Annotated in this window: 17 protein-coding genes and 3 pseudogenes; 2 read left to right on the top strand and 18 right to left on the bottom strand. The window is 51.1% G+C overall.

What is annotated here, in order from left to right:
- A partial coding sequence (locus M979_RS23735; protein ID WP_245164664.1) for a hypothetical protein occupies positions 1–67 on the bottom strand: 67 nt, incomplete at its 3' end.
- Between the two features lie 188 nt (positions 68–255).
- Between M979_RS23735 and ydeE the strand changes: the two genes are divergently transcribed.
- A complete protein-coding gene (gene ydeE, locus M979_RS06250) occupies positions 256–1,458 on the top strand; it encodes an efflux MFS transporter YdeE (RefSeq protein ID WP_064554153.1) in 1,203 nt (400 codons plus the stop codon).
- A gap of 76 nt (positions 1,459–1,534) precedes the next feature.
- On the opposite strand, the gene M979_RS06245 is transcribed toward ydeE, so the two are convergent.
- From M979_RS06245 to M979_RS23730, 16 genes and pseudogenes are all read right to left on the bottom strand, one after another.
- Positions 1,535–2,707: a GNAT family N-acetyltransferase gene (locus M979_RS06245; protein ID WP_209439625.1), complete on the bottom strand. Its 1,173-nt coding sequence runs from the start codon at positions 2,705–2,707 to the stop codon at positions 1,535–1,537.
- Between the two features lie 105 nt (positions 2,708–2,812).
- On the bottom strand, positions 2,813–3,511 hold the full coding sequence (gene urtE, locus M979_RS06240) for an urea ABC transporter ATP-binding subunit UrtE (protein ID WP_064554143.1): 699 nt from the start codon (positions 3,509–3,511) through the stop codon (positions 2,813–2,815).
- Positions 3,512–3,604: 93 nt separating this feature from the next.
- On the bottom strand, positions 3,605–4,402 hold the full coding sequence (gene urtD, locus M979_RS06235; RefSeq protein ID WP_064554142.1) for an urea ABC transporter ATP-binding protein UrtD: 798 nt from the start codon (positions 4,400–4,402) through the stop codon (positions 3,605–3,607).
- Entirely contained in the window at positions 4,402–5,475 is a 1,074-nt protein-coding gene (urtC, locus tag M979_RS06230) for an urea ABC transporter permease subunit UrtC (RefSeq protein WP_064554141.1), read from the bottom strand. The genes urtD and urtC overlap by 1 nt, the downstream gene beginning before the upstream one ends.
- Entirely contained in the window at positions 5,475–6,965 is a 1,491-nt protein-coding gene (gene urtB, locus M979_RS06225; protein ID WP_064554140.1) for an urea ABC transporter permease subunit UrtB, read from the bottom strand. The genes urtC and urtB overlap by 1 nt, the downstream gene beginning before the upstream one ends.
- A 99-nt stretch (positions 6,966–7,064) precedes the next feature.
- The gene (gene urtA, locus M979_RS06220) at positions 7,065–8,336 is read right to left on the bottom strand and encodes an urea ABC transporter substrate-binding protein (RefSeq protein ID WP_034455629.1); all 1,272 of its coding nucleotides are present in this window, start codon (positions 8,334–8,336) and stop codon (positions 7,065–7,067) included.
- Between the two features lie 30 nt (positions 8,337–8,366).
- Positions 8,367–9,053, bottom strand: a complete 687-nt coding sequence (locus M979_RS06215; RefSeq protein WP_034457096.1) for a GntR family transcriptional regulator — start codon at positions 9,051–9,053, stop codon at positions 8,367–8,369.
- A 64-nt stretch (positions 9,054–9,117) separates the two neighbouring features.
- Positions 9,118–12,738: an urea carboxylase gene (uca, locus tag M979_RS06210; RefSeq protein ID WP_064554139.1), complete on the bottom strand. Its 3,621-nt coding sequence runs from the start codon at positions 12,736–12,738 to the stop codon at positions 9,118–9,120.
- A gap of 10 nt (positions 12,739–12,748) precedes the next feature.
- Entirely contained in the window at positions 12,749–14,545 is a 1,797-nt protein-coding gene (atzF, locus tag M979_RS06205; protein WP_064554138.1) for an allophanate hydrolase, read from the bottom strand.
- A 262-nt stretch (positions 14,546–14,807) separates the two neighbouring features.
- Positions 14,808–15,041, bottom strand: a complete 234-nt coding sequence (locus M979_RS06200) for a DUF2526 family protein (RefSeq protein WP_064554137.1) — start codon at positions 15,039–15,041, stop codon at positions 14,808–14,810.
- A 103-nt stretch (positions 15,042–15,144) separates the two neighbouring features.
- Positions 15,145–15,900 (bottom strand): alpha/beta fold hydrolase, encoded by a 756-nt coding sequence (locus tag M979_RS06195; protein WP_064554136.1) that lies wholly within the window; start codon positions 15,898–15,900, stop codon positions 15,145–15,147.
- A 4-nt stretch (positions 15,901–15,904) separates the two neighbouring features.
- Positions 15,905–16,405 carry a GNAT family N-acetyltransferase gene (locus tag M979_RS06190; RefSeq protein WP_064554135.1) on the bottom strand — a complete coding sequence of 167 codons (501 nt, stop codon included), beginning with the start codon at positions 16,403–16,405 and terminating at the stop codon, positions 15,905–15,907.
- Positions 16,406–16,477: 72 nt separating this feature from the next.
- On the bottom strand, positions 16,478–18,076 hold the full coding sequence (locus M979_RS06185) for an ABC transporter substrate-binding protein (RefSeq protein WP_064554134.1): 1,599 nt from the start codon (positions 18,074–18,076) through the stop codon (positions 16,478–16,480).
- Positions 18,077–18,294: 218 nt separating this feature from the next.
- Positions 18,295–18,440 (bottom strand): annotated as a pseudogene (locus tag M979_RS24005) (arylsulfatase); the annotation flags it as partial.
- A 14-nt stretch (positions 18,441–18,454) separates the two neighbouring features.
- Positions 18,455–18,934: an Hcp family type VI secretion system effector gene (locus M979_RS06180; RefSeq protein WP_064554133.1), complete on the bottom strand. Its 480-nt coding sequence runs from the start codon at positions 18,932–18,934 to the stop codon at positions 18,455–18,457.
- A gap of 239 nt (positions 18,935–19,173) precedes the next feature.
- Positions 19,174–19,865 (bottom strand): annotated as a pseudogene (locus M979_RS23730) (hypothetical protein).
- A 109-nt stretch (positions 19,866–19,974) separates the two neighbouring features.
- On the opposite strand from M979_RS23730, the pseudogene M979_RS23955 reads away from it, so the two are divergent.
- Positions 19,975–20,305 (top strand): annotated as a pseudogene (locus M979_RS23955) (Tn3 family transposase); the annotation flags it as partial.
- A gap of 31 nt (positions 20,306–20,336) precedes the next feature.
- Here M979_RS23955 and M979_RS06165 read toward each other — a convergent pair.
- A complete protein-coding gene (locus M979_RS06165; protein ID WP_064554132.1) occupies positions 20,337–21,050 on the bottom strand; it encodes a glutamine amidotransferase in 714 nt (237 codons plus the stop codon).
- Between the last annotated feature and the right edge of the window lie 67 nt (positions 21,051–21,117).

Raw genomic sequence — 21,117 nt, 5'->3', positions numbered from 1 at the left:
AGACCACAAAATTAAGCCCCCACACCACAACCACCAGCATCGCCAGTAGCCCATCTTTACGCGTCATACCCTGCCCTCGGCTTGTTTCGATTTTGTTAAAATCTAAGGCTATATCCAATCTGAAAACAGATACAGATCGCACTTTTAACCATAAGCACAGAAAGCATTCCATGATAAACGCCTCCTATACTTTGGCGATTCTTCATGCTAAATCTGAAATACATCTTCGTGAACATACTAAAAACACACAACAAAATGGTTTCTTTAGCAGCTCGTTTTTCTGGTAAGCAACTTTCCATCAGCGTTTTACTGCTCTCTTCGCTACTACTCACCGTTGGGCGCGGTCTGACACTGCCATTTATGACCATTTATCTTTCCCGGCAGTACGGTATGCCGTTAAGCGAAATTGGTATGGCGCTGACCATCGCGCTAACGGCGGGTGTGATGTTTAGCCTGTGGTTTGGCATCCTCGCGGATAAATTCGACAAGAAAATATACATGCTATTGTCGATAGTGATTTTCCTCGGCGGATTTGTCGCAATTCCGTTGGTGGATAGCGCCGTTCTGGTGGTGGTATTTTATTCGCTCATAAACTGCGCATATTCAGTATTTGCCACGGTGCTGAAAGGGTATTTTTCTGACACGCTGGAAATTCATCAAAAACCTAAAATCTTCTCGCTTAACTACACCTTCGCCAATATCGGCTGGACGGTCGGCCCACCTATTGGCACGCTGGCTGTTCTCTACAGCACCAACCTGCCATTCTGGCTTTCGGGCCTGACCGCAATCATCCCGTTTATCATGATTAGCCGCTATGTGCATAGTGTGCCGGTTACCCCTTCGCGCTCTAACGATGGGGTCGTACTTTCCCCGCGCCAGATGCTTAAAGACAAGGCATTGATGTATTTCACCTTGTCAGCATTTCTTGGTTCGCTGGTGTTTGGCTCTTTTGCTGCCTGTTTATCGCAATACGCGATTGCGATCTCCGATTCAGAATTGGCACAAAAAGTGGTGGGTGTCGTGCTGCCGGTGAACGCATTTGTGGTGGTGGTTTTCCAGTATATGGTCGGCAAACGCATTCGCCCGGACAACATCAAAAAACTGATGGGCTACGGTACGCTGTTTTTCATGGCGGGTCTGGGAGGGTTTATGATCTCGGGCGATAACCTGCTGTTATGGGGAGTATCTGCGGCAGTGTTTACGCTTGGCGAACTTATATTTGCACCCGGGGAATATATGTTGGTTGATAGCATTGCCCCTGAAGGGCTTAAAGCAAGCTACTTTTCGGCACAACAGTTGGGTTGGTTAGGCGGTGCATGTACCCCGCTATTCACCGGCTTGATGCTAACCTGGTTGCCGCCATCGATGTTATTCGTAGCGCTGATGGTGGCGATTGCACTGGCCTATCTGATGATTGTGAAAGGAATGGCGGTGAAACCGCAACGAGCTTTGAACTAAGTGGTGGATGACGCTTCGTTTATTCATACTACAAACCTAATCGTAGGTCGGATAAGCAAAGCGTCATCCGACGAAACTACTTAAGATCTTTACGGTACTGAATAAAACCAGGCTTATCCGCCAACTTGTCGTATAACGCCTGGCCTGCCGCATTGGTTTCATGGGTATGCCAGTACACTCGCCCGCAACCTTTCGATTGCGCATGCTGATAAACACCTTCAATCAGCGCCCGGCCAACCCCTTTGCCACGCGAAGCAGGTGCGGTAAACAGATCTTCAAGATAGCAATGATCCTCAGCCGACCAGGTGCCACGGTGATAAACCATATGCACAATACCGACCATTTTATCCTGCTCATCAAACGCGCCCAGCGCATACATCGGCTCTGCTGCATCCAGCATACGCTGCCACGTCAATTGCGTGACAACGTCACTAATTTGCGAGTTATAAAACGTCAGATACCCCTGCCACAACGCAGCCCACAGCGCATAGTCACTTTCAACAAGAGCTCTTACCTGCACCACATTGCTGTTCAGGTTTGGACGATGACTCCTCAAACTCGCACGAATCTGGGCCAGTCCCTGCTTTTGTACGCCATCAGCCATATTTTCAATGCTGAGCCAAGCTTCAAATGCCTGCTGAATTTGCGGCCATTCGCTATCGAGAATAGAAAACCACGCAGTATCCCGAGTGCGTTGTTTATACACCACCGCCTGGCGGAACAAACCTTCGTAACGGAACCCCAGACGAATTGCCGCATGCCGCGATGGGCCATTCAGACTGTCGCATTTCCACTCATAACGGCGATAACCCAGCCCAAAGGCATACTTCATTAACAGGTAATGGGCCTCTGTTGCCTGAACGGTACGTTGTAACAGCGGGGTGTACATAACGAAACCGACTTCCACCACGCCATTTGCCGGGTCGATGCGCATTAGAGACAGTGTGCCCAGCGCGTCGCCGCTTTGGGTATCGACAACCGCGTAATGCAATGGATCGTGGCTTTGCGCCGCACTCTCTATGAAATCGGCAAATTGCTGAAGGCTCGCAAACGGCCCAACACTCAGATACGTCCAGCCGCTGTTGTCTTTTGCCGTGTTCCAGGCAGCCCAAAGTGAGGTGGCATGAGAAGGTGCCAGCGGTTCAAGGCGACAATATTGCCCTTTCAGCACTACACGCTGTGGGCGCGGGCAAGGCTGCCAATCCGGAAGTGCATGGCCAACCGGTTGTTGATGTTCATTTATGGTCAATTCAGGCCTCGGCAAACTTAGAGGGATAAGTGTTATGAATATAAGCAACAAATGGCATAACAAAAAGAACCATAATGTGGCAGGTTTTGTAGACCATATGCAGGGCTAAATCGCCACCAGCCCCCTGACCCCATCGGTTTCCATATCCGGGCCCTTTCCACGCTGGATAATCGAGCCACGCGACATCACCAAATAGTTATCGGCAAGCTGCGCGGCAAAATCATAAAACTGCTCCACCAGCAAAATTGCCATATCTCCTTTGGCAGCAAGGCTACCAATAACCTGACCGATCTCCTTAATAACTGATGGCTGAATCCCTTCTGTTGGTTCGTCCAGAATCAGTAACTGTGGTTTGCAGGCCAGCGCACGACCTATTGCCAACTGTTGCTGTTGGCCCCCAGAGAGATCGCCTCCGCGCCGTTGCTTCATCTCTTTAAGCACCGGGAAAAGCTGATAAATTTCTTCCGGCACCTGCTTTGCATCTCGCCCTGCAAAGCGTGAAAGCCCCATCAGTAGGTTTTCCTCCACCGTTAAGCGCGGGAATATTTCGCGCCCTTGCGGCACATAGGCAATACCTGCCTGTACACGCTGATGGGGTTTACGGCTGGTGATATTGTTCTGCTGCCAGTTAACGCTGCCGGATTTTGCCGGGATCAGCCCCATCAGGCATTTAAGCAAGGTACTTTTACCAACGCCATTGCGGCCAAGCAGACAGGTGACTTCACCAATTTTTGCTTCAAACGAGACTCCGCGCAGAATATGGCTACCGCCGTAGTATTGGTTAAGATCGTTGACTATGAGCATAGTTAACCCTTTGATGTCGGATGGCGTGCCGCTTATCCGATCTACGAATTGCCGTTGTAGGGTGGAAAAAGCGTGTCGTCTTCCACCGTGAATTTATCGCCCCAAATACACTTCAATCACCTGCTCGTTAGCCTGCACTTCGCGCAGTGAACCTTCCGCCAGCACCTGGCCTTGATGAAGTACCGTAACGTGGTCGGCAATGGTTTCCACAAAGCCCATATCATGTTCCACCACCATCAAGGAGTGCTTACCCGCCAACCCGCGAAACAGCTCGGCGGTATACTCGGTTTCGGCATCCGTCATGCCTGCTGCGGGTTCATCAAGCAACAATAAATGTGGCTCCTGCACCAACAGCATTCCGATTTCCAGAAACTGCTTTTGCCCATGAGAAAGTAGCCCGGCTTTACGATGGCGCTCAGCACCCAGGCGTAAGATAGTGAGCATTTCGTCAATGTGATCGCGCTGTTCAGAGTTGAGTTTCGCCCGCAGGCTCGCCCATACCGACTTATCGGTTTTCTGCGCAATTTCGAGGTTTTCAAATACTGTCAAAGCCTCGAAAACCGTTGGCTTCTGGAATTTACGCCCGATACCGCGTTGAGCGATATCAGCCGGTTCTAAACGCAGCAAATCGGTCGATTGATCGTAAAACGCCCTGCCGCTTTGCGGTTTGGTTTTACCGGTGATCACATCCATTAACGTGGTTTTGCCGGCACCATTTGGGCCAATCACACAACGTAATTCGCCGACGCCGATATTGAGTGACAGATCGGTCAGAGCCTTAAACCCATCAAAACTGACATTGATGTTTTCCAGCATCAGAACCGGATCGGTTTGATCACGAAATCTGTCTGCTTCGTACTGCCGAGTAAAAAGCGGTTCACCTGGTTGCATTATTTTTCTCCCTTACGCAGCAAGCCAATCACACCACGCGGTAAAAACAGGGTAACGACGATAAAAATCAGCCCAAGGAACAGTTGCCAGTATTCCGGCACCGCCATGGTGAAGTAGCTTTTTGCACCGTTCACCAGCCCTGCGCCAAGGATTGGACCGATCAAGGTACCTCGCCCGCCAAGCGCCACCCAAATAGCCGCTTCGATAGAGTTGGTCGGTGACATTTCACCTGGATTAATAATGCCGACCTGTGGCACATACAACGCCCCCGCCAGCCCGCAAAGCACAGCGGATAATGTCCACACCAGCAGTTTGAAACCACGCGGATCGTACCCGCAGAACACCAGGCGGTTTTCGGCATCGCGCACCGCGGTTAATACCCGGCCAAACTTGCTGCGCGCTAAGGCAAAACCTATTCCCAGACTTGCCAGCAGTAATAAAACCGTGGCAATAAACAGACCAATTCGCGTACTGGTCGCCGTAATTGGCATCCCCAGCAACGTGGTAAATCCGGTAAAGCCGTTATTGCCGCCAAAGCCGGTTTCATTACGAAAGAACAGTAGCATTCCGGCATAAGTCAGTGCCTGAGTCATAATCGAAAAATAGACACCTTTGATTTTTGAGCGAAACGCAAAGAAACCAAACACTAAGGCAAGCAACCCTGGCACCAGCACAATCAGCGCCAGCGCCCAGGCAAAATGTTGCGTGCCCCACCAGAACCACGGCAGTTGATCCCAGGACAGGAAAGACATAAACGCGGGTAGCCCGTCACCTGCGGCCTGGCGCATCAGGTACATCCCCATTGCGTAGCCGCCGAGGGCAAAGAAAATACCGTGCCCAAGCGAAAGCAGCCCGGCGTAGCCCCATACTAAATCCAGCGCGATGGCAACCACCGCATAGCAAAGGATTTTGCCGACTAGCGTCAGCGTGTAGGTGGAGAGACTCAGTGGATGGCTTGCTGGCAGAAGCGTTAAAAACGGCAGTGTCAGCATCAGCACCACAATCAGTAACCCCAATGCGACAGACAAACGTGGCGCTTTGCGGGTCATGGTTAACGTAAGCGGCTGGCTCATTAATCAATAACCCTCCCTTTCAGGGCGAACAGGCCTTGCGGGCGTTTCTGGATAAACAAAATGATCAGCACAAGGATGAGGATTTTGCCAAGCACCGCGCCAATTTGCGGTTCGAGGATTTTATTGAAGATACCCAGCCCGAATGCGGCAACAACCGTTCCTGCCAGTTGGCCCACACCGCCGAGCACCACCACCAGGAAGGAGTCGATAATGTAGCCTTGTCCCAGTTCCGGGCCGACGTTGCCAAGCTGCGAAAGCGCTACGCCGCCAAGACCTGCAATGCCTGAACCGAGGCCAAACGCCAGCATATCCACACGTCCGGTTGGCACACCGCAGCAGGCTGCCATGGCGCGGTTTTGCGTAACGGCTCGCACATTCATGCCAAGACGGGTTTTGTTCAGCAGCAGCCAGGTAAACAGCAACACCAGCATCACAAAACCAATCACCACCAGGCGGTTCCACGGCAAAATCAGGTTCGGCAACACCTGCACGCCACCAGACAACCAGGAAGGGTTAGCGACCTCCATGTTTTGCGCACCAAACACCATGCGTACTATCTGGATAAGCATCAGGCTAATACCCCATGTTGCCAGCAGGGTTTCCAGTGGCCGTCCGTATAAATGGCGAATCACCGTGCGCTCCAGCGCCATACCGATTCCGGCGGTAACCGCAAACGCTACCGGTAACGCCACGATCGGGTAAAATGTCAGCCATGTTGGCGCGTAGTGCTGAAAAACGCTTTGCACCAGCCATGCGGAGTAAGCTCCCAACATCAGCATTTCGCCGTGCGCCATATTAATCACGCCCAGCAAACCGTAGGTAATCGCAAGCCCGAGTGCTGCCAATAGCAAAATAGAACCTAACGAAATCCCCATAAATGCCTGGCCGAGAATGTCGCCCAACATTAAACGGTGTTGAATTTTTTGCAGCCCTTCGCTGGCCGCTTTGCGTACCTGCGCATCGGGTTCGGTTTGCGCGTCAGTCAGCGGTTTAAGCAAGGCTTGCGTATCGGGATCGGCAGAATGACTTAGTAATTCAACTGCATTGAGGCGCACTTTTACGTCTGGGCTAACAAGCTGGAGTTGGGCAACGACGCCTTCGAGCGCACTGCGAACATCTTCATTTGTTTCGGCTCTAAGTCTTTGCTGTAAAAGTGGCAGCAAATCAGGCTGTACATCGCGTTGCAGCGCTATTGCCGCTTGCAAACGCTCGGTGACGTTGTCACTCACTAATTGATGGCTGGAGAGAGCACTTCCAGCCAGAATGCGTAAACGGTTAGTCAGTCGGACTTTTTTATTGTTAATCACCAGATTTTCTTGCGTCAGAGCGTTGAGCAACGGTAAACGTTTTGCATCCGGTGCCGCCGCCCACGTTTGCAGCAATTTTGCCTGCTGAGTGCGGTTTGCTGCGGCAAAATCTTCAGCGTCTCCGGCATGAGCGAAACACGGCAGCAGCCAGGCTGCGATTAACAGGCAGCGAAATAGTTTCATGAAGGCTCCTGGATTTATGGTGGATGACGCAGCGCTTATCCACCCGACAAAGGCATTTGGTCGGGTAAATGTTAGCGTTACCCGACACTGTTTTTTGCTTTAATTACTCGCCATTTTCACCGGCTCGTCAGACTTCTTATCATTGCCTGCAATGAACGGGCTCCAGGGCTGTGCGCGTACTGGCTGGTCGGTTTGCCACACCACGTTGAACTGGCCGTTACCTTCGATTTCACCAATCATCACCGGCTTATGCAGGTGGTGGTTGGTGGCATCCATGGTGAGCGTAAAGCCAGATGGCGCTTTGTAGGTTTGCCCCGCCATCGCCGCACGTACTTTGTCGACGTCCGTGGTTCCGGCTTTTTCCACCGCTTGCGCCCACATATGAATACCCACATATGTCGCTTCCATTGGATCATTGGTCACAACCGTGTCGGCATTCGGCAGCTTGTGGGCTTTGGCGTAGGCTTTCCATTCGGCGACAAACGCTTTGTTAGTTGGGTTATCCACTGATTCAAAGTAGTTCCACGCAGCCAGGTTGCCGACCAACGGTTTGGTATCGATACCGCGCAGTTCTTCTTCACCCACCGAGAACGCCACTACCGGCACATCGGTCGCTTTCAGGCCCTGGTTGGCGAGTTCTTTATAGAACGGGACGTTGGAATCGCCGTTAATGGTGGAGATCACCGCCGTTTTGCCGCCGGCGGAGAATTTCTTAATATTGGCAACAATGGTCTGGTAATCGCTGTAACCAAACGGGGTATACACTTCTTCAATATCTTTATCCTGCACGCCTTTGGAATGCAGGAAAGCACGCAGAATCTTGTTGGTGGTACGCGGATAAACATAATCCGTGCCCAGCAGGAAGTAGCGTTTCGCCGCCCCACCGTCCTCGCTCATCAGGTATTCCACCGCTGGAATAGCCTGCTGATTCGGTGCCGCACCGGTATAGAACACGTTTGGCGACATCTCTTCACCTTCGTATTGCACCGGGTAGAACAGCAGCCCGTTAAGCTCTTCAAATACCGGCAAAACCGATTTACGCGATACCGATGTCCAACAGCCAAACACCACCGCTGCTTTATCCTGGCTCAGTAACTGCCGTGCTTTTTCAGCAAACAGCGGCCAGTTAGATGCCGGGTCAACCACCACCGGTTCGAGCTGTTTCCCCAGCACACCGCCTTTGGCGTTGATGTCCGCGATGGTCATCAGCGCCACATCTTTGAGCGGCGTTTCAGAAATTGCCATGGTGCCGGAAAGCGAGTGCATGATGCCCACTTTAATGGTGTCAGCAGCGTATGCGCTGAAGGCCAGCCCCATGCTGACAACGGAGGCCGAGAGTGCAAAAGCTTTGATAAAAGTACGACGTTGCATAAGTCTCACTCCAAAAATTAGCTGTGTGTACTAGCGAATAGCTCCACGCTTCGCCTGATGAAGCATGTGGAGGGTAATCTGACGAACCTCTTTCTGACTTGCGGCTATGTGGTCGTGTAAACGGCTTTGCGCCTCCTGAAGCTGTCGGTTCAAAATGGCGAGCAAAATCAGCCCATGCTCGTGGTAAGTGGCACTCACGCGCGGCCGCTGGGTGAAGTCCAGCCGCCGCACAATACGAATTTTTTCTGTAATATCCCGGTGCACCCGCGCCATTTCCGGGTTTCCTGTCGCCTCCACCAGCGTCATATGGAACACCTCATCGTGGCTGGCGACTTCCGCACCATCGGCCAGTTGCGGTGCATCAATCCAGAATTGCTTGAGAGACTGAAGTGGTAGCGGCAGCACTTCTGCGGGCAGCGCACATAGCCGTTTTACGGCTTCCAGCTCCAGCACAATGCGCAGATCGTAGAGCGATTCCAGATGGTCGAAATCCACCGCATTGATCTGCCAGCCACTGCGAGGCTGCACCTCGACATAGCCTTCCTGCTCCAGCGCGTACAGCGCCTGGCGCACCGGCGTACGACTCGCCGCCATACGCACCGCGATGTCGTTTTCACTGAATCTGTCACCGGGCAGTAACTGAAAATCAAAGATTTCCTGCTTGAGCTGGCGATAGATGCGTTCGGCGATACCCGCTGGTTTTTTCGTGTTATGCATGTTTACCTCGCGGCGGATGGCTCCGTTCGTAGGGTGGATAAGCAACGCGCCATCCGCCATAAAATCACACCGCATCCAGCCAAAGCAGCGCATCCCCTGGCCCCACGGGGCGGCCCTGCTGGCAGCTGACGCGCAGCACAGTGCCATCGCAAGGTGCTGCGACCATCAACTCCATTTTCATCGCTTCCACCACAATCAGCGGCTCGCCCTGCTTCACAACCTGCCCTGGCTCCACGAGGATCTTCCAGATATTGCCGTTAAGATCCGCACTCACCAGTTGGCCTGGCTGATCTTCAACAACCTCGAGTTGCGCTGACATCGCGCTCTCGACGGCGGCACTTTCTTGCTCTTTCCAGTTCGCTACCTCAAGCGCAAACGCCTGCTGCTGGCGAGTGCGGAAATCAGCTATGTCATCGGCGTTATCGGCGAGGAATAGTGTGTAAGCGGCAAAATCGAACTCAACCTCTTCAACACGCACCTGGGCACGCCCTTCACGGAACGCAGCGCGAAAGTCAGTCAGTTCGTCTTCGCTAACCGGATAGAAACGTACCTGGTCAAAGAACTTCAGCAACCATGGCTCATCACCAAACTGTTCGTTCTTAAGGAATTTGTTCCAGATAGGTAGCGTACGCCCGACAAGCTGATATCCACCGGGTGAATCCATGCCGTAGATGCACATATACATGCCGCCGATTCCAACGGTGCCTTCGGCAGTCCATGTACGGGCGGGATTGTATTTCGAGCTAAGCAGGCGGTGACGTGGGTCGAGCGGCACAGCGCATGGTGCACCGAGGTACACATCCCCAAGGCCGAGAATCAGGTAGCTTGCGTCGAAGATGATCTGTTTCACTTCGTCGCGGTGTGCGAGGCCATTTGTGCGCTGAATAAAATCAACGTTGTTCGGCAGCCATGGCGCATCAGCGCGTACGGTTTCTTTGTAACGTTCAACCGCAGCAAGTGTCGCACTGTCTTCAAAAGCCATTGGCAGATGCACAATGCGTGACGGAATTTTGAGTTTGCTGACATCACCGAGCTGTTTTTCCAGGCCAAGCAGCAAAGTGAGTAATTGCGACTGGGAAATATGCTGGCTGTCGTAACGCACCTGTAGCGAACGTACGCCCGGTGAAAGCTCCTCTATTCCCGACATCCCACTTTGCTTGATGGCTTTCATCAGCAGATAAATACGCAGGCGTAAAGCCAGATCCAATACGTTGTCGCCGTATTCAATCAGCACATAGTTGTCGCCCGCCTGGCGGTAAACCACGGCGGGTAAATCCCCTTGCGCCGCCAGTTCTGCGAGGATCGCCGCACTTGAGGTGGTCGTCGGCGTAATCGACGGATGTAAGTCCGGCAGCGTTAATACATGCAGCAGATTAGTTACCGCCACATCCTGGGCAATTTCCAGCGACTGAGCGTGTTCAAAGGTAATCGCATGGAATCGAATGCGGTCGCCTGGTTTCACCTGCCCGACTTTCCACAGTTCCGCTTTAGCAATGGTCACCGGGCAGACAAACCCGCCCAGGCTTGGGCCATCACGTGTCAGGATGACCGGGAAGTCACCGGTAAAGTTCACCGCGCCAATGGCATATTCGCAATCGTGCACGTTGGAAGGGTGCAAACCCGCTTCACCGCCGTCAGCCCTCGTCCACTCGGGCTTAGGGCCGACCAAACGCACCCCGAGGCGGTTCGAGTTGTAGTGAACCTGCCACTCGCTTTCAAAGAATGTCTGCATGGACTCAGGCGTGAAGAAATCAGGTGCGCCATGTGGCCCGTACAACACACCGATTTCCCACACATCGCTGTATTGTGGAATCACTGCCGGTTCCGGGGTTTGTGGCAACGAAATCGGTGCAGGTGTGGTACAGGCCGGTAAACACGGTTGGGAAATCGCCAGCACATCCGCTACGCGTAAGGTGCGCCCGGCATGGCCGCCAAACTGCCCAAGGGCAAAGGTCGAACGGCTACCGAGATAGACCGGCACGTCAAAACCATTACGTACTGCCAGATAAGTGCGGCAACCGGAAGTGGCGCGGCCCAGTTTTAGCGTCTGCCCGGCTTTAACAATCACCGGCTGCCAGTATGGGATCTCTTGATCATCAAGCGTTGCCGGGCAATCAGCACCCGTTAACGCGATGGTCGCCGCACTGTGGAAGCGCAGCGTCGGCCCCTGCAGGGTAAATTCAAGACCTGCGGCAGACGGATGGTTACCGACAATGCGGTTGGCTAGTCGAAAAGCAAAATCATCCATCGGGCCGGACGGTGGCACACCAATGTCCCAGTAACCGAGGCGGCCAGGGCTGTCTTGCACGCTGCTCCAGGTGCCTGGTTCCAGCACTTCAATGGCATGAGCCTGGTAAACCACGTCATCCAGCAGGCGCGTCCACATCACCCCAGCTTTAAATTCCGCCAGTTGTACAATTTGACGCAGGTAATCGAGATTGGTCGCAATACCATGTAAACGGGTAGCTGCCAGCGCCGTGTTCAGTTTACTTAACGCCTGCTGACGATCGTCACCGTGGACGATCACTTTGGCGATCATCGGATCGTAGAACGCGCTGACTTCACTGCCGGTACTGACCCAACCATCGACACGCACACCATCCGGGAAGAAAACATCGGTCAACACGCCAGGGCTTGGCTGGAAGTTTTTCAGCGCATCTTCGGCATAAATGCGTACTTCAATGGATGCACCTTTTGGCGGCTGCGCCATACGTTGCCAGTCAAGCGTGACGTCTGCGGCGACATTAATCATGCATTCAATCAGATCAAGCCCGGTGACCATCTCCGTTACCGGGTGCTCTACCTGCAAACGGGTATTCACTTCGAGAAAATAGAACGCATCGCGCGCCGCATCGTAAATAAATTCCACGGTGCCAGCGCTGCGGTAATTCACTGATTCACCGAGTGCGACCGCTGCCGCATGAATAGCTTCACGGGTTGCTTGCGGCAAGTTTGGTGCCGGAGTTTCTTCCACCACTTTCTGATTACGGCGTTGCAGTGAGCAATCACGCTCGCCGAGAGCCACGACTTTGCCTTTGCCATCGCCAAAAATCTGCACTTCAAGGTGACGTGCACGGTCAACAAAACGCTCAATAAACACACCATCATCGCTGAAAAACTGCTGACCCAAACGTTTTACGCTCGACCAGGCTTCAACCAGGCTTGCGTCATCTTCACATCGCGTCAGCCCAATCCCTCCGCCACCGGCGGTGGTTTTCAGCATTACCGGATAGCCAATTTCAGCCGCCGCCAGTTGTGCCTCTTTCAGTGTCAGCAGCAGGCCCGTTCCCGGCGTCATCGGCACATCAGCTTTAAACGCCAGTTCACGCGCGCGGTGTTTTAGGCCAAAGTCACGAATTTGCTCAGGTGTGGGGCCAATAAATATCAACCCGTTATCAGCACAGGCTTGAGCAAATTCCGCGCGTTCCGACAAAAAACCGTAGCCAGGGAATATCGCCTGAGCCCCGCTCGCTTTAGCAGCGGCAACGATCTTCTCAATATCGAGGTAACTGTCCGTTGCTTTTTCGCCACCCAACGCAATCGCCACCTCGGCATCAATCACATGCTGCGCGTTAGCATCAGGATCGGAATAAACCGCAACACTGCCGATGCCCATTTTTTTAAGCGTTTTAATTGCGCGAACGGCAATTTCACCGCGGTTGGCTATCAATACAGAGCTAAACATTGTCGTCTCCTTAGGCGCTGTGGTGACGGGTAAGCCAGGCCTTCCAGCCGCCCCACTCGGTAATATCCGTGGCATCAGAAAGTGCTGCGGGTTCGCAGATAAACCCTTTCACGCTCCGGCCATCTTCCAGCGTCAATGTGCCGATCCCCAGCGGGGCCGGGATTTCCGCCACAAACTCACCAAAGCGCGCCAGCGGGATGTCCCACAGTTCAACAACAACCGGCTGCCCTTTGGAACTGCGTGCAAGCCCCGGTTTCGGCGGCTGAGTATTTGCAAGCGCGTAGAGGCGGTAATTGGCGGCAGTAAAAGATTCTTCGATAAATACCGCATTGCGGGTGGTGAGCTGGTGGTTAAGCGGCATACCGCGCAGATGTGCGCCAACGACCGCAACACGAACGTGGTTTGTAGACGTTTTTGCGGCGTTGCTCGCAGGAAGAAATTTATCGGTAGCCCCCAGTGGTAAGTTCAGCGCCTGCTGCCAGCTTTCCCCAAAATGACTCAGTGCCTGGTCATGCCATGCAGGGGCGATAAGTGTTAACCCGGCGGGGATTCCGTCTGCACGGAAATCACCCGGCAGAGCTAAAGCACAAAGGTCGGCAAGGTTAGTGAAGTTGGTATAAGTGCCAAACTGCGAGTTGTATCGCACCGGCTCTTGCGCCATTTCAGCAAGGGTATGAATGGTCGGTGAGGTTGGCACCACCAGCGCGTCAAACTCGCTCAACTGCGCATTGATTTGCTGTGCCAGTTCGGCGCGGGTGTATTCCGCCTGCCAGGCATCACAAGCCGTGTAATTGAGGCCATTTGCCACGATACCGCGCACGGTCGGGTCCATCGCTTCAGGCTGGTTTTTGAAGATTTCACCTACGGCAACGGTGCGTTCTGCCACCCACGCGCCGTAATACAGCTGTTCGGCAAGTTGGTTAAATGCGCTGAAATCAATCGGCACCAGTTCTGCGCCCTGCTGTTGCAGGCGGGTCAATGTTTTCATGAAGGCCACTTCACTCACACTGTCGCCAAAAAATTCCAACGAATCAGGAATGGCAAATCGCATTTTTTCGCTAAAACGTGCAGGAGCCGTTTGTGGGTTCTTTCGGGAGTACGGATCTTGTGGATCGTAGCCACCCGCAACAGCGGCAACGGTTTGTGCATCTTCAACGGTTAACGCAAACACCGAAACACAGTCATTCAGCCGACATGCAGGGACAACGCCTGCGGTGGAAATCCAGCCTTTGGTCGGTTTCAGGCCAACAATGTTGTTAAACCCGGCCGGGACGCGCCCGGAACCTGCGGTGTCGGTACCCAGCGAGAAACACACCAGGCCGCGAGCCACCACGGAGGCGGAACCAGAACTTGAGCCACCGCTGACATATTCTGGGTTAAAGGTATTTTTCACCGCGCCAAACGGTGAGCGTGTGCCGACAAGCCCGGTCGCAAACTGGTCGAGGTTTGTTTTGCCTACCACAATTGCCCCCGCCGCTTTCAGGCGAGCAATCACCGTCGCATCTTTTTCTGGTGTGTAGGTAAAAGCTGGACATGCGGCGCTGGTGGGCATTCCGGCGACATCGATATTATCTTTCGCCGCAAAAGGAACGCCTAATAGAGGAAAGTCGAGTGCTTGTTTTTCACCAGAATTAATCGCATGAAAAATTGTGGTTAATTGCCCATAGATTTCATCATGTGTCGCAATATATATCCAGGCGTTATCATCACGGGATAAATCTGCATCTAATTGCTGATATGCCGCTACAAGTTGTTGCGGATGCTGGCGGTAACTGGCTACCCATTCAGACAAAGTCGCTACTGACATAAACTGGAATCCCATCTGGTATACAAGATGGGATAAATAAAGCATTTAGCGTGCCAAAGTTTTAATTATCATTATATTCAGATAATTAGATTCTTTCAGGGGTGATGTAAGATATTTCCCCGCACTCTTTTAGAGCGTGTAATAAAATTATTTGTTCAGGACGGTGCAAATATTATCCGTCATAATATTTACTTATATTCTGATATACCCAAAATAATTCGAGCTGGGGAAAGACGATAAGGCGGGAAATTCCCGCCCAGAACTAAATAATTGTGCCGCCTTTCGTTAAATCTTCACGGCGTTGTTCTGCTTCTGCTTTGTGGTGATGCCCTTTCTGCGCAATGGCGACGCGCAAGCGCTGTTGTTGCGCATAACGTTCCTCACGGCTTAATTCTGCATCGTCGCTCAACGCGATCAGCAGTTCGTTCATATGTTCGATCACATTTTCAGCAATCGCTGCGTCTACTCGGGCAATAACCTCTTCTAAATGCGCCATCTTTTTCTCCTTACAATTCGTACCGACACCCTAGCGTTTTTAGGTCAGGAATCAATGATTTTATGGCTAGTATTAACCGGGGAGTACTGCCGCTGTTCACCATTCACTCATAGCATTGGCAAAATGCATCTAAAGCTTTGGCTAACGCTGAAGGATTTTCCCATGACATCGAATGCCCACAAGCGGGCAATACTACAGTCGAAATATTCATGGTTTGGATTTGCTCGAAATCGCTGTCAGGTAACGACCTTTCACCAAATATGAGCGCCTTCGGTTTGTTTAGCTCAGCAAATGCGCCAATCCAGTCATTTCCGTTTATCAGGCTTTCAGCGCCTCGCCAGACGGCCCAGGGCGCCGCAACAGATAAACTTCCCGCCCAGGGCCCACTTTCATCGCTAACCATTGAATGGTGAATAGTTGAGACATAATCCGCTTCACTGTTGCTACAAATCTGTTGGCTAAAGAACCCGCCACCAGGGTGAAAATTGGGTTCCGATACCACCAGCCCGCACAAACTCTCGCCGAGCAATTGCGCCGCCTCGATACTGATGCTTCCCCCCATACTGTGGCCATAGAGAAAAAACTTCTCTAATTTCAAATGAGAGATAAGCTCGGCAACCACCTGCGCCTGTTCGGTTATCGAATAGCGATAATCCTTTGGTTTTTCACTGTATCCGTAACCAGGAAGATCGATAAGAATCGCCCTTCTTCCGGAAAAATTTTTATCGGTAACCACGCGTGGGTATTCATAAGAAGCCGCACATCCAAGGCCATGAACAAACACCAGTGGTGTTCCCGTTCCGGGCAGATCCATCCAGCGAACGCGGCAATGTGCTATAGAGGAGAAAAACGATTCCATAGCATTAATCCTCAGGAAGAGTATCGGGTGTTGAACCCAATATTTTATTCATATTGATACCGGTGACACCAAAACCATTAGATTCATAGACCTGTCTGGCTTTGCGGTTATCAGCAGCCACCCGAAGTTTGATCTGCTTATAGCCTTCCTGAATTAGCCGCCCTTCCAGGCATTTCATCGCCTCACTCCCCAGCCCCAAGCCACGAAACTTTGGAAAGAGATAAAAGTCATTGATGTAAATAGATTTTAGTTGCGCGTCCGGCTTATACCATAGATAGCCAATATGCTGCTCTTCACCCTGGCGGGTTTGTGTTATGCATAACACAACCTGACCGGCACTTTTTTCACCGTCAGGGAAACTTGACTCTGTCTCACGGCGGGCCTGTAACAAAGCATCCGCTTGCGAAAGTCGATAATTACTGGCTATCTCATTTGCATAATCCGCAACGAAATATTCAACAAAAGCCAAAAACTCATGGCTTAACATAGGCCTGAACATTACCATTTTTCATCCTTGTTTATGTAGCTGCCGAGTCCAGAATATGACGCTCCCCAGCTCGGGAAGCGTCAGTCGAGATTAATTCAATTTTGCTTTCGAGAAATCGCTGCCGTTTGTGCTTACGGTATAACCGGTCACATTGCTGCGTGTCGCATAGAAAGTTTTACCGTTTGCCAGTGGGATCCATGGGGCTTGTTGGTAGAACACTTCTTGCGCCTGCTCGTAGAGTTTGGCACGTGCAGCTGGATCGCTTATCAGTTTCGCTTTCTGCGTAAATGCATCGTACTGTTTGTCACACCAGCGCGCGGCGTTAGAGCCACTTTTAATACTGCCGCAACCAAGCAGAGTGTCTGCAAAGTTATCCGGGTCGCCGTTATCGCTCATCCAACCAAACAACGCAGATGAGTGCTCGCCTTTACGCATGCCAGAAAGGTATTCGCCCCATTCAAAGGTGACGATTTTCGCGTTCACACCGACTTTAGCCCAGTCATGCTGAATCATCTCAGCAATACGGCGTGAGTTAGGGTTGTATGGGCGTTGCACTGGCATCGACCACAAATCGGTATCAAAACCTTTCTCTAACCCCGCCTGCTTCAACAGTGCTTTTGCTTTTTCAGGGTCGTACGAGCGATCTTTGAGATCTTTATCAAAACCCAGCATGCCCGGTGGGATCGGTGATTTTGCAACCGTGCCTGACCCCATAAACACCGCATTGATGATGGCTTGTTTATCCACGGCGTAATTCAACGCCTGGCGTACCAGCACATTATCAAAAGGTTTTTTGGTGGTGTTAAACGCCAGATAACCGACGTTCAGGCCATCTACCGTATGCAAAGTCAGGTCTTTGTCGGCTTTAATGGCGTCAAACTGCACCGGAGCCGGGGCTGGAATTATCTGGCATTCGTTCTTCTGCAATTTCGCCATACGCGTCTGGACGTTTGGCGTAATGGAGAAGATCAAATGTTTGGTCGGCACTTCACCGTTCCAGTAGTTTGGGTTCGCCACATAGCGAATCAGCGAATCTACTTTATATTCCTGTAGCGCATACGGCCCTGTGCCGATTGGCGCAGTATCCACCTTTTCAGGAGTGCCCGCTTTTAGCATCGCATCGGCATATTCTGCTGAAAGAATGGAAGCGAAATCCATACCCCAGTCTGCGAGGAATGCCGCATTGGGTTCACTCAGGGTGAACTGAACGTGGGTATCATCGATCTTTTTAACTTCGGTTATCAGCTTATCAAGCCCAACATCATTGAAGTATTCGTAAGTCGCCTGCGACACGTTGTGGTACGGGTTTTTCGGGTCTTTCTGGCGCATGACTGAGAAAACAACATCATCAGCATTGAAATCGCGGGTCGGCTTAAACTCTTTATTGCTATTGAATTTCACGCCTTTACGTAGGGTAAAGGTATACGTTTTACCATCCGGGCTGATTTCCCACGCGGTAGCCAGTGACGGAACCGGTAAGTTGTCGCTTGGGCGAAATTCAACCAGGCGGTTATAGAGCGTCTGTGAACTGGCAACAAACGTAGGGCCGGAGCTGGCAATTTGTGGGTTAAAGGATTCTGGTGAGGCCTCGGAGCAATAAACTAACGTGTTATTTGCTGCAGCAAATGCAGCCGTGGCGGGTAAGAAACTGCTGAGCAACAGCGCGAGAAGTGTTTTCCCTGTCGACATAGTTTTGCCTTTTGTATGCTTGCCAAATGAAAAGTGAACTTATAATTTTGAGCGTCAATAACACCATAGCTCTTATATTCTGACAAATAACAAAAGGCTCTCAGGTTATTCAATAATAGTGATATTCGTGCATTTTTACGCCAGGAGCAGCACAATATCCCATCATTTTCATTTAGGGGGGGCTACGCCTGAACCGCCGAAATTCCGGTCCATTTCTTTTAGTGATCTTTCGGCATCTCAATGACTCCATTAGCAATGCCCTGAGCCACCCTTTCCATCCATTTTGCAAAGCGAAAATATCCAGGGCATGCAGGCAAATGCAGTCCATCTGGATTTTTGAAGCGCTGTCCATCATCCGTTTAAAGACCTCCTTAGTTGTCAGGCACAGCAGCGATCGTTCCATGAATCACGATAAATAATATTACCTTCCGTATACTTCCAGGTGATCGCCTCATAACGCAATTCGAGCGTTTCAAGGTGAGTGCTACTCATACCGTTAGGAGCCAGATATGGCGCAACTGTTGTGAACTTGACGTTTTCCAGAATAATATTGAAATATTCGGCCTCGATGCCGGATTCCAGAATACGGTACATCTTGATTGTCGCCTTTTTCATAGTTCGGCCTTCGCAGACAGCGCGGTACAGGAGTGGTGTTGTCTGATCAAATTCTTTCACTATCGTGATCGGGCTATGAACGCGCGTTCCTGTAAGCTTGCCCCAACTGGGATCTACTGGAATGGTTACACCGTGCGAAAATGATTTTAATTCGATGGAACCCAAACGCTGTGGCATTAAACAACTGCCAACAACCGGCTCTCCATTTTCATCTTCAAGCCATAAATGAGCGGGAGTAGACATGTAATTTCCTTATCAGTGATGATTTAAATAACTGTGATATTAATGCTGTCACCATTTACAGTAACGCGTGAAAATAACAATCATAACTATGGCGAATACGCCTATAGGCCAGACTGGGCTATCAGGGAAAAAATATCCCTGGAGCAATGCGAAAATAATCGTAAAAATTACAGCTCCATACAGCGATGATAAAAACCTGAGCTGCCACAGTAAAAATTTCTTTAGTGATCGAATCATGGTTATCTGATCATCCGGGTTATGATATTTGCTATACATGAATCAGACGACGATTGCGCTTCAAGTGCGCCCGCGCGCTCGAATACTGGTTCTATCAGGAAATACATCATTTCCAGTTGATGCATGTAAAGTGCAGAGTAATAAGCTGGATATTGGACATGTAGACGACGAGCACTCTCCGCTGCTTTCTGAACCAGGCCATACGTGGCCACAACCCCGGCAGCCGTACCCGCTGCACGTCCCGTAAGGGCACTGAGTTGCATACTAAGATTTAATCCGATACGGACGCTGGTAGCGACCGCTAAAGCGTACCCCGCACCGCTAAGGGTGCTTGCCGCGATATGAACATTTACGGCCATAAGCGCTTTTTTAATATGCTCTAATTGGGCATTCGTTTTGTATTTGAATATTTCTTCAAAGTAAACCCGAAGCATTTCATAGACAACGTCGCCATGCTGAATAATTCGAATAACAGCATTCCTGAAGCGTAGATCCTCCGTCTTTTGCTGCTGGCAAACATCATTATATTCATCGGTAAAACAGGACGTGTAATACAGCAGACGGGTAGCACCCTTTCCTAAGGTTTCAACTTGATTTGCAACCTGCTGACCGACGGCAGAAACTGCATGATCGAGTTTTAATGCGAAATCCTGTTAGCTTGTAGGTAACTGATGACTTCATTGTTGGTATACATAGCCACTCCATGCTAATTTTCATTAAATCCATTTTTTTATTATTTCCCCTCGGGAAAGCGTCCGGTAAACAGTTGGACGAGAAACGGAAAACAATTTAGCCAAATCGCTATCCATCACTCCCCGAACCGCGTTGAATATTATCACCAGTTGCGTGCCGTAGTCGCCAATATCAGCGGTAAGAAAGAGTTAACCGGGAAAAATGATATTGAAACGGACATCAGCAATCAGTGCTGGAGGTTAATCTCCAACACGATAATTTATTACATCACGTTTACTGAAACGACCGGAAGCCGAAGATAACGACAGGGGCATTAAGGCTCTGACCCGAATATCGTCGGTAGCATGGCAGCACATTTTGCTGAACGGACAATATACATTCCAGGGCAGCGATGAAATTATTGACCAGGATACGCTGGTTACTGCACTGAAACTGGGATAACGAAATTCGGCGGTTCAGCGTAGAACCCCATTTACAATGACGCAACAAACCGTTGTAGGATGGCACGCGAAAATGGCGTATCACTCACTGCGGCTAATAACGCATCACGGTCTTTGCCTTTCATCGCCACTCTTTCACTGCGGCTGGTAATGATTTTATTCATCACCGACGCACTAAATTCCGGGTGGAATTGCACCGAAAGCGCGGTAGATGAATAGCGGATAATCTGGTGTGGATCGTGACTGGATGCAGCAAGCACCACGGCACCAGACGGTAACGTGAGTACGCTTTGCTCGTGGCTTAAAAACGTATCAAAGGCGTTTGGCAAACCTTCGAGTAACGGGTCATAAAGAGCGGCATCATTCAAGGTAACGGTAATTTGCCCCACCTCGCTGCCTTGCGGATGGTAATCCACCGCACCGCCTAGCGCGTAGGCCATTAGTTGATGCCCATAACAGACACCTAATACCGGAACCCCCGCGCTGATAATCTCGCGCAACCAGTTAGCCGTACGCTCACTCCACTCTTCACGGTCGGTGACCATCGCCCATGAACCAGAAATCACCGCGCCGCTAAACGTACCTGCTGGTGGCAGTGGCTCACCTTCAAACGGGCATACAACTTTAATTGGGCCAACATCACCTAACGCGGTTTTAAACCAGTCGGGTTGTTCGCCAACGGCTGCACGAATATCAATAGGAGGATGGCCCATTTGAACCAGCAATAAAGGTAGTGTTTCTGACATTGATCGAACGCCTTTTTGGTTTTGGGATGACTTTAATCAGTAGCACAAAACCTGCGAACGCCCCAAA

Source organism: Buttiauxella noackiae ATCC 51607 (genome assembly GCF_001654865.1).
GTDB classification, from domain to species: Bacteria; Pseudomonadota; Gammaproteobacteria; order Enterobacterales; family Enterobacteriaceae; genus Buttiauxella; species Buttiauxella noackiae.
The sequence above is the reverse complement of the archived record's forward strand: the minus strand, read 5'-3'. Positions and strand labels throughout refer to the sequence as shown.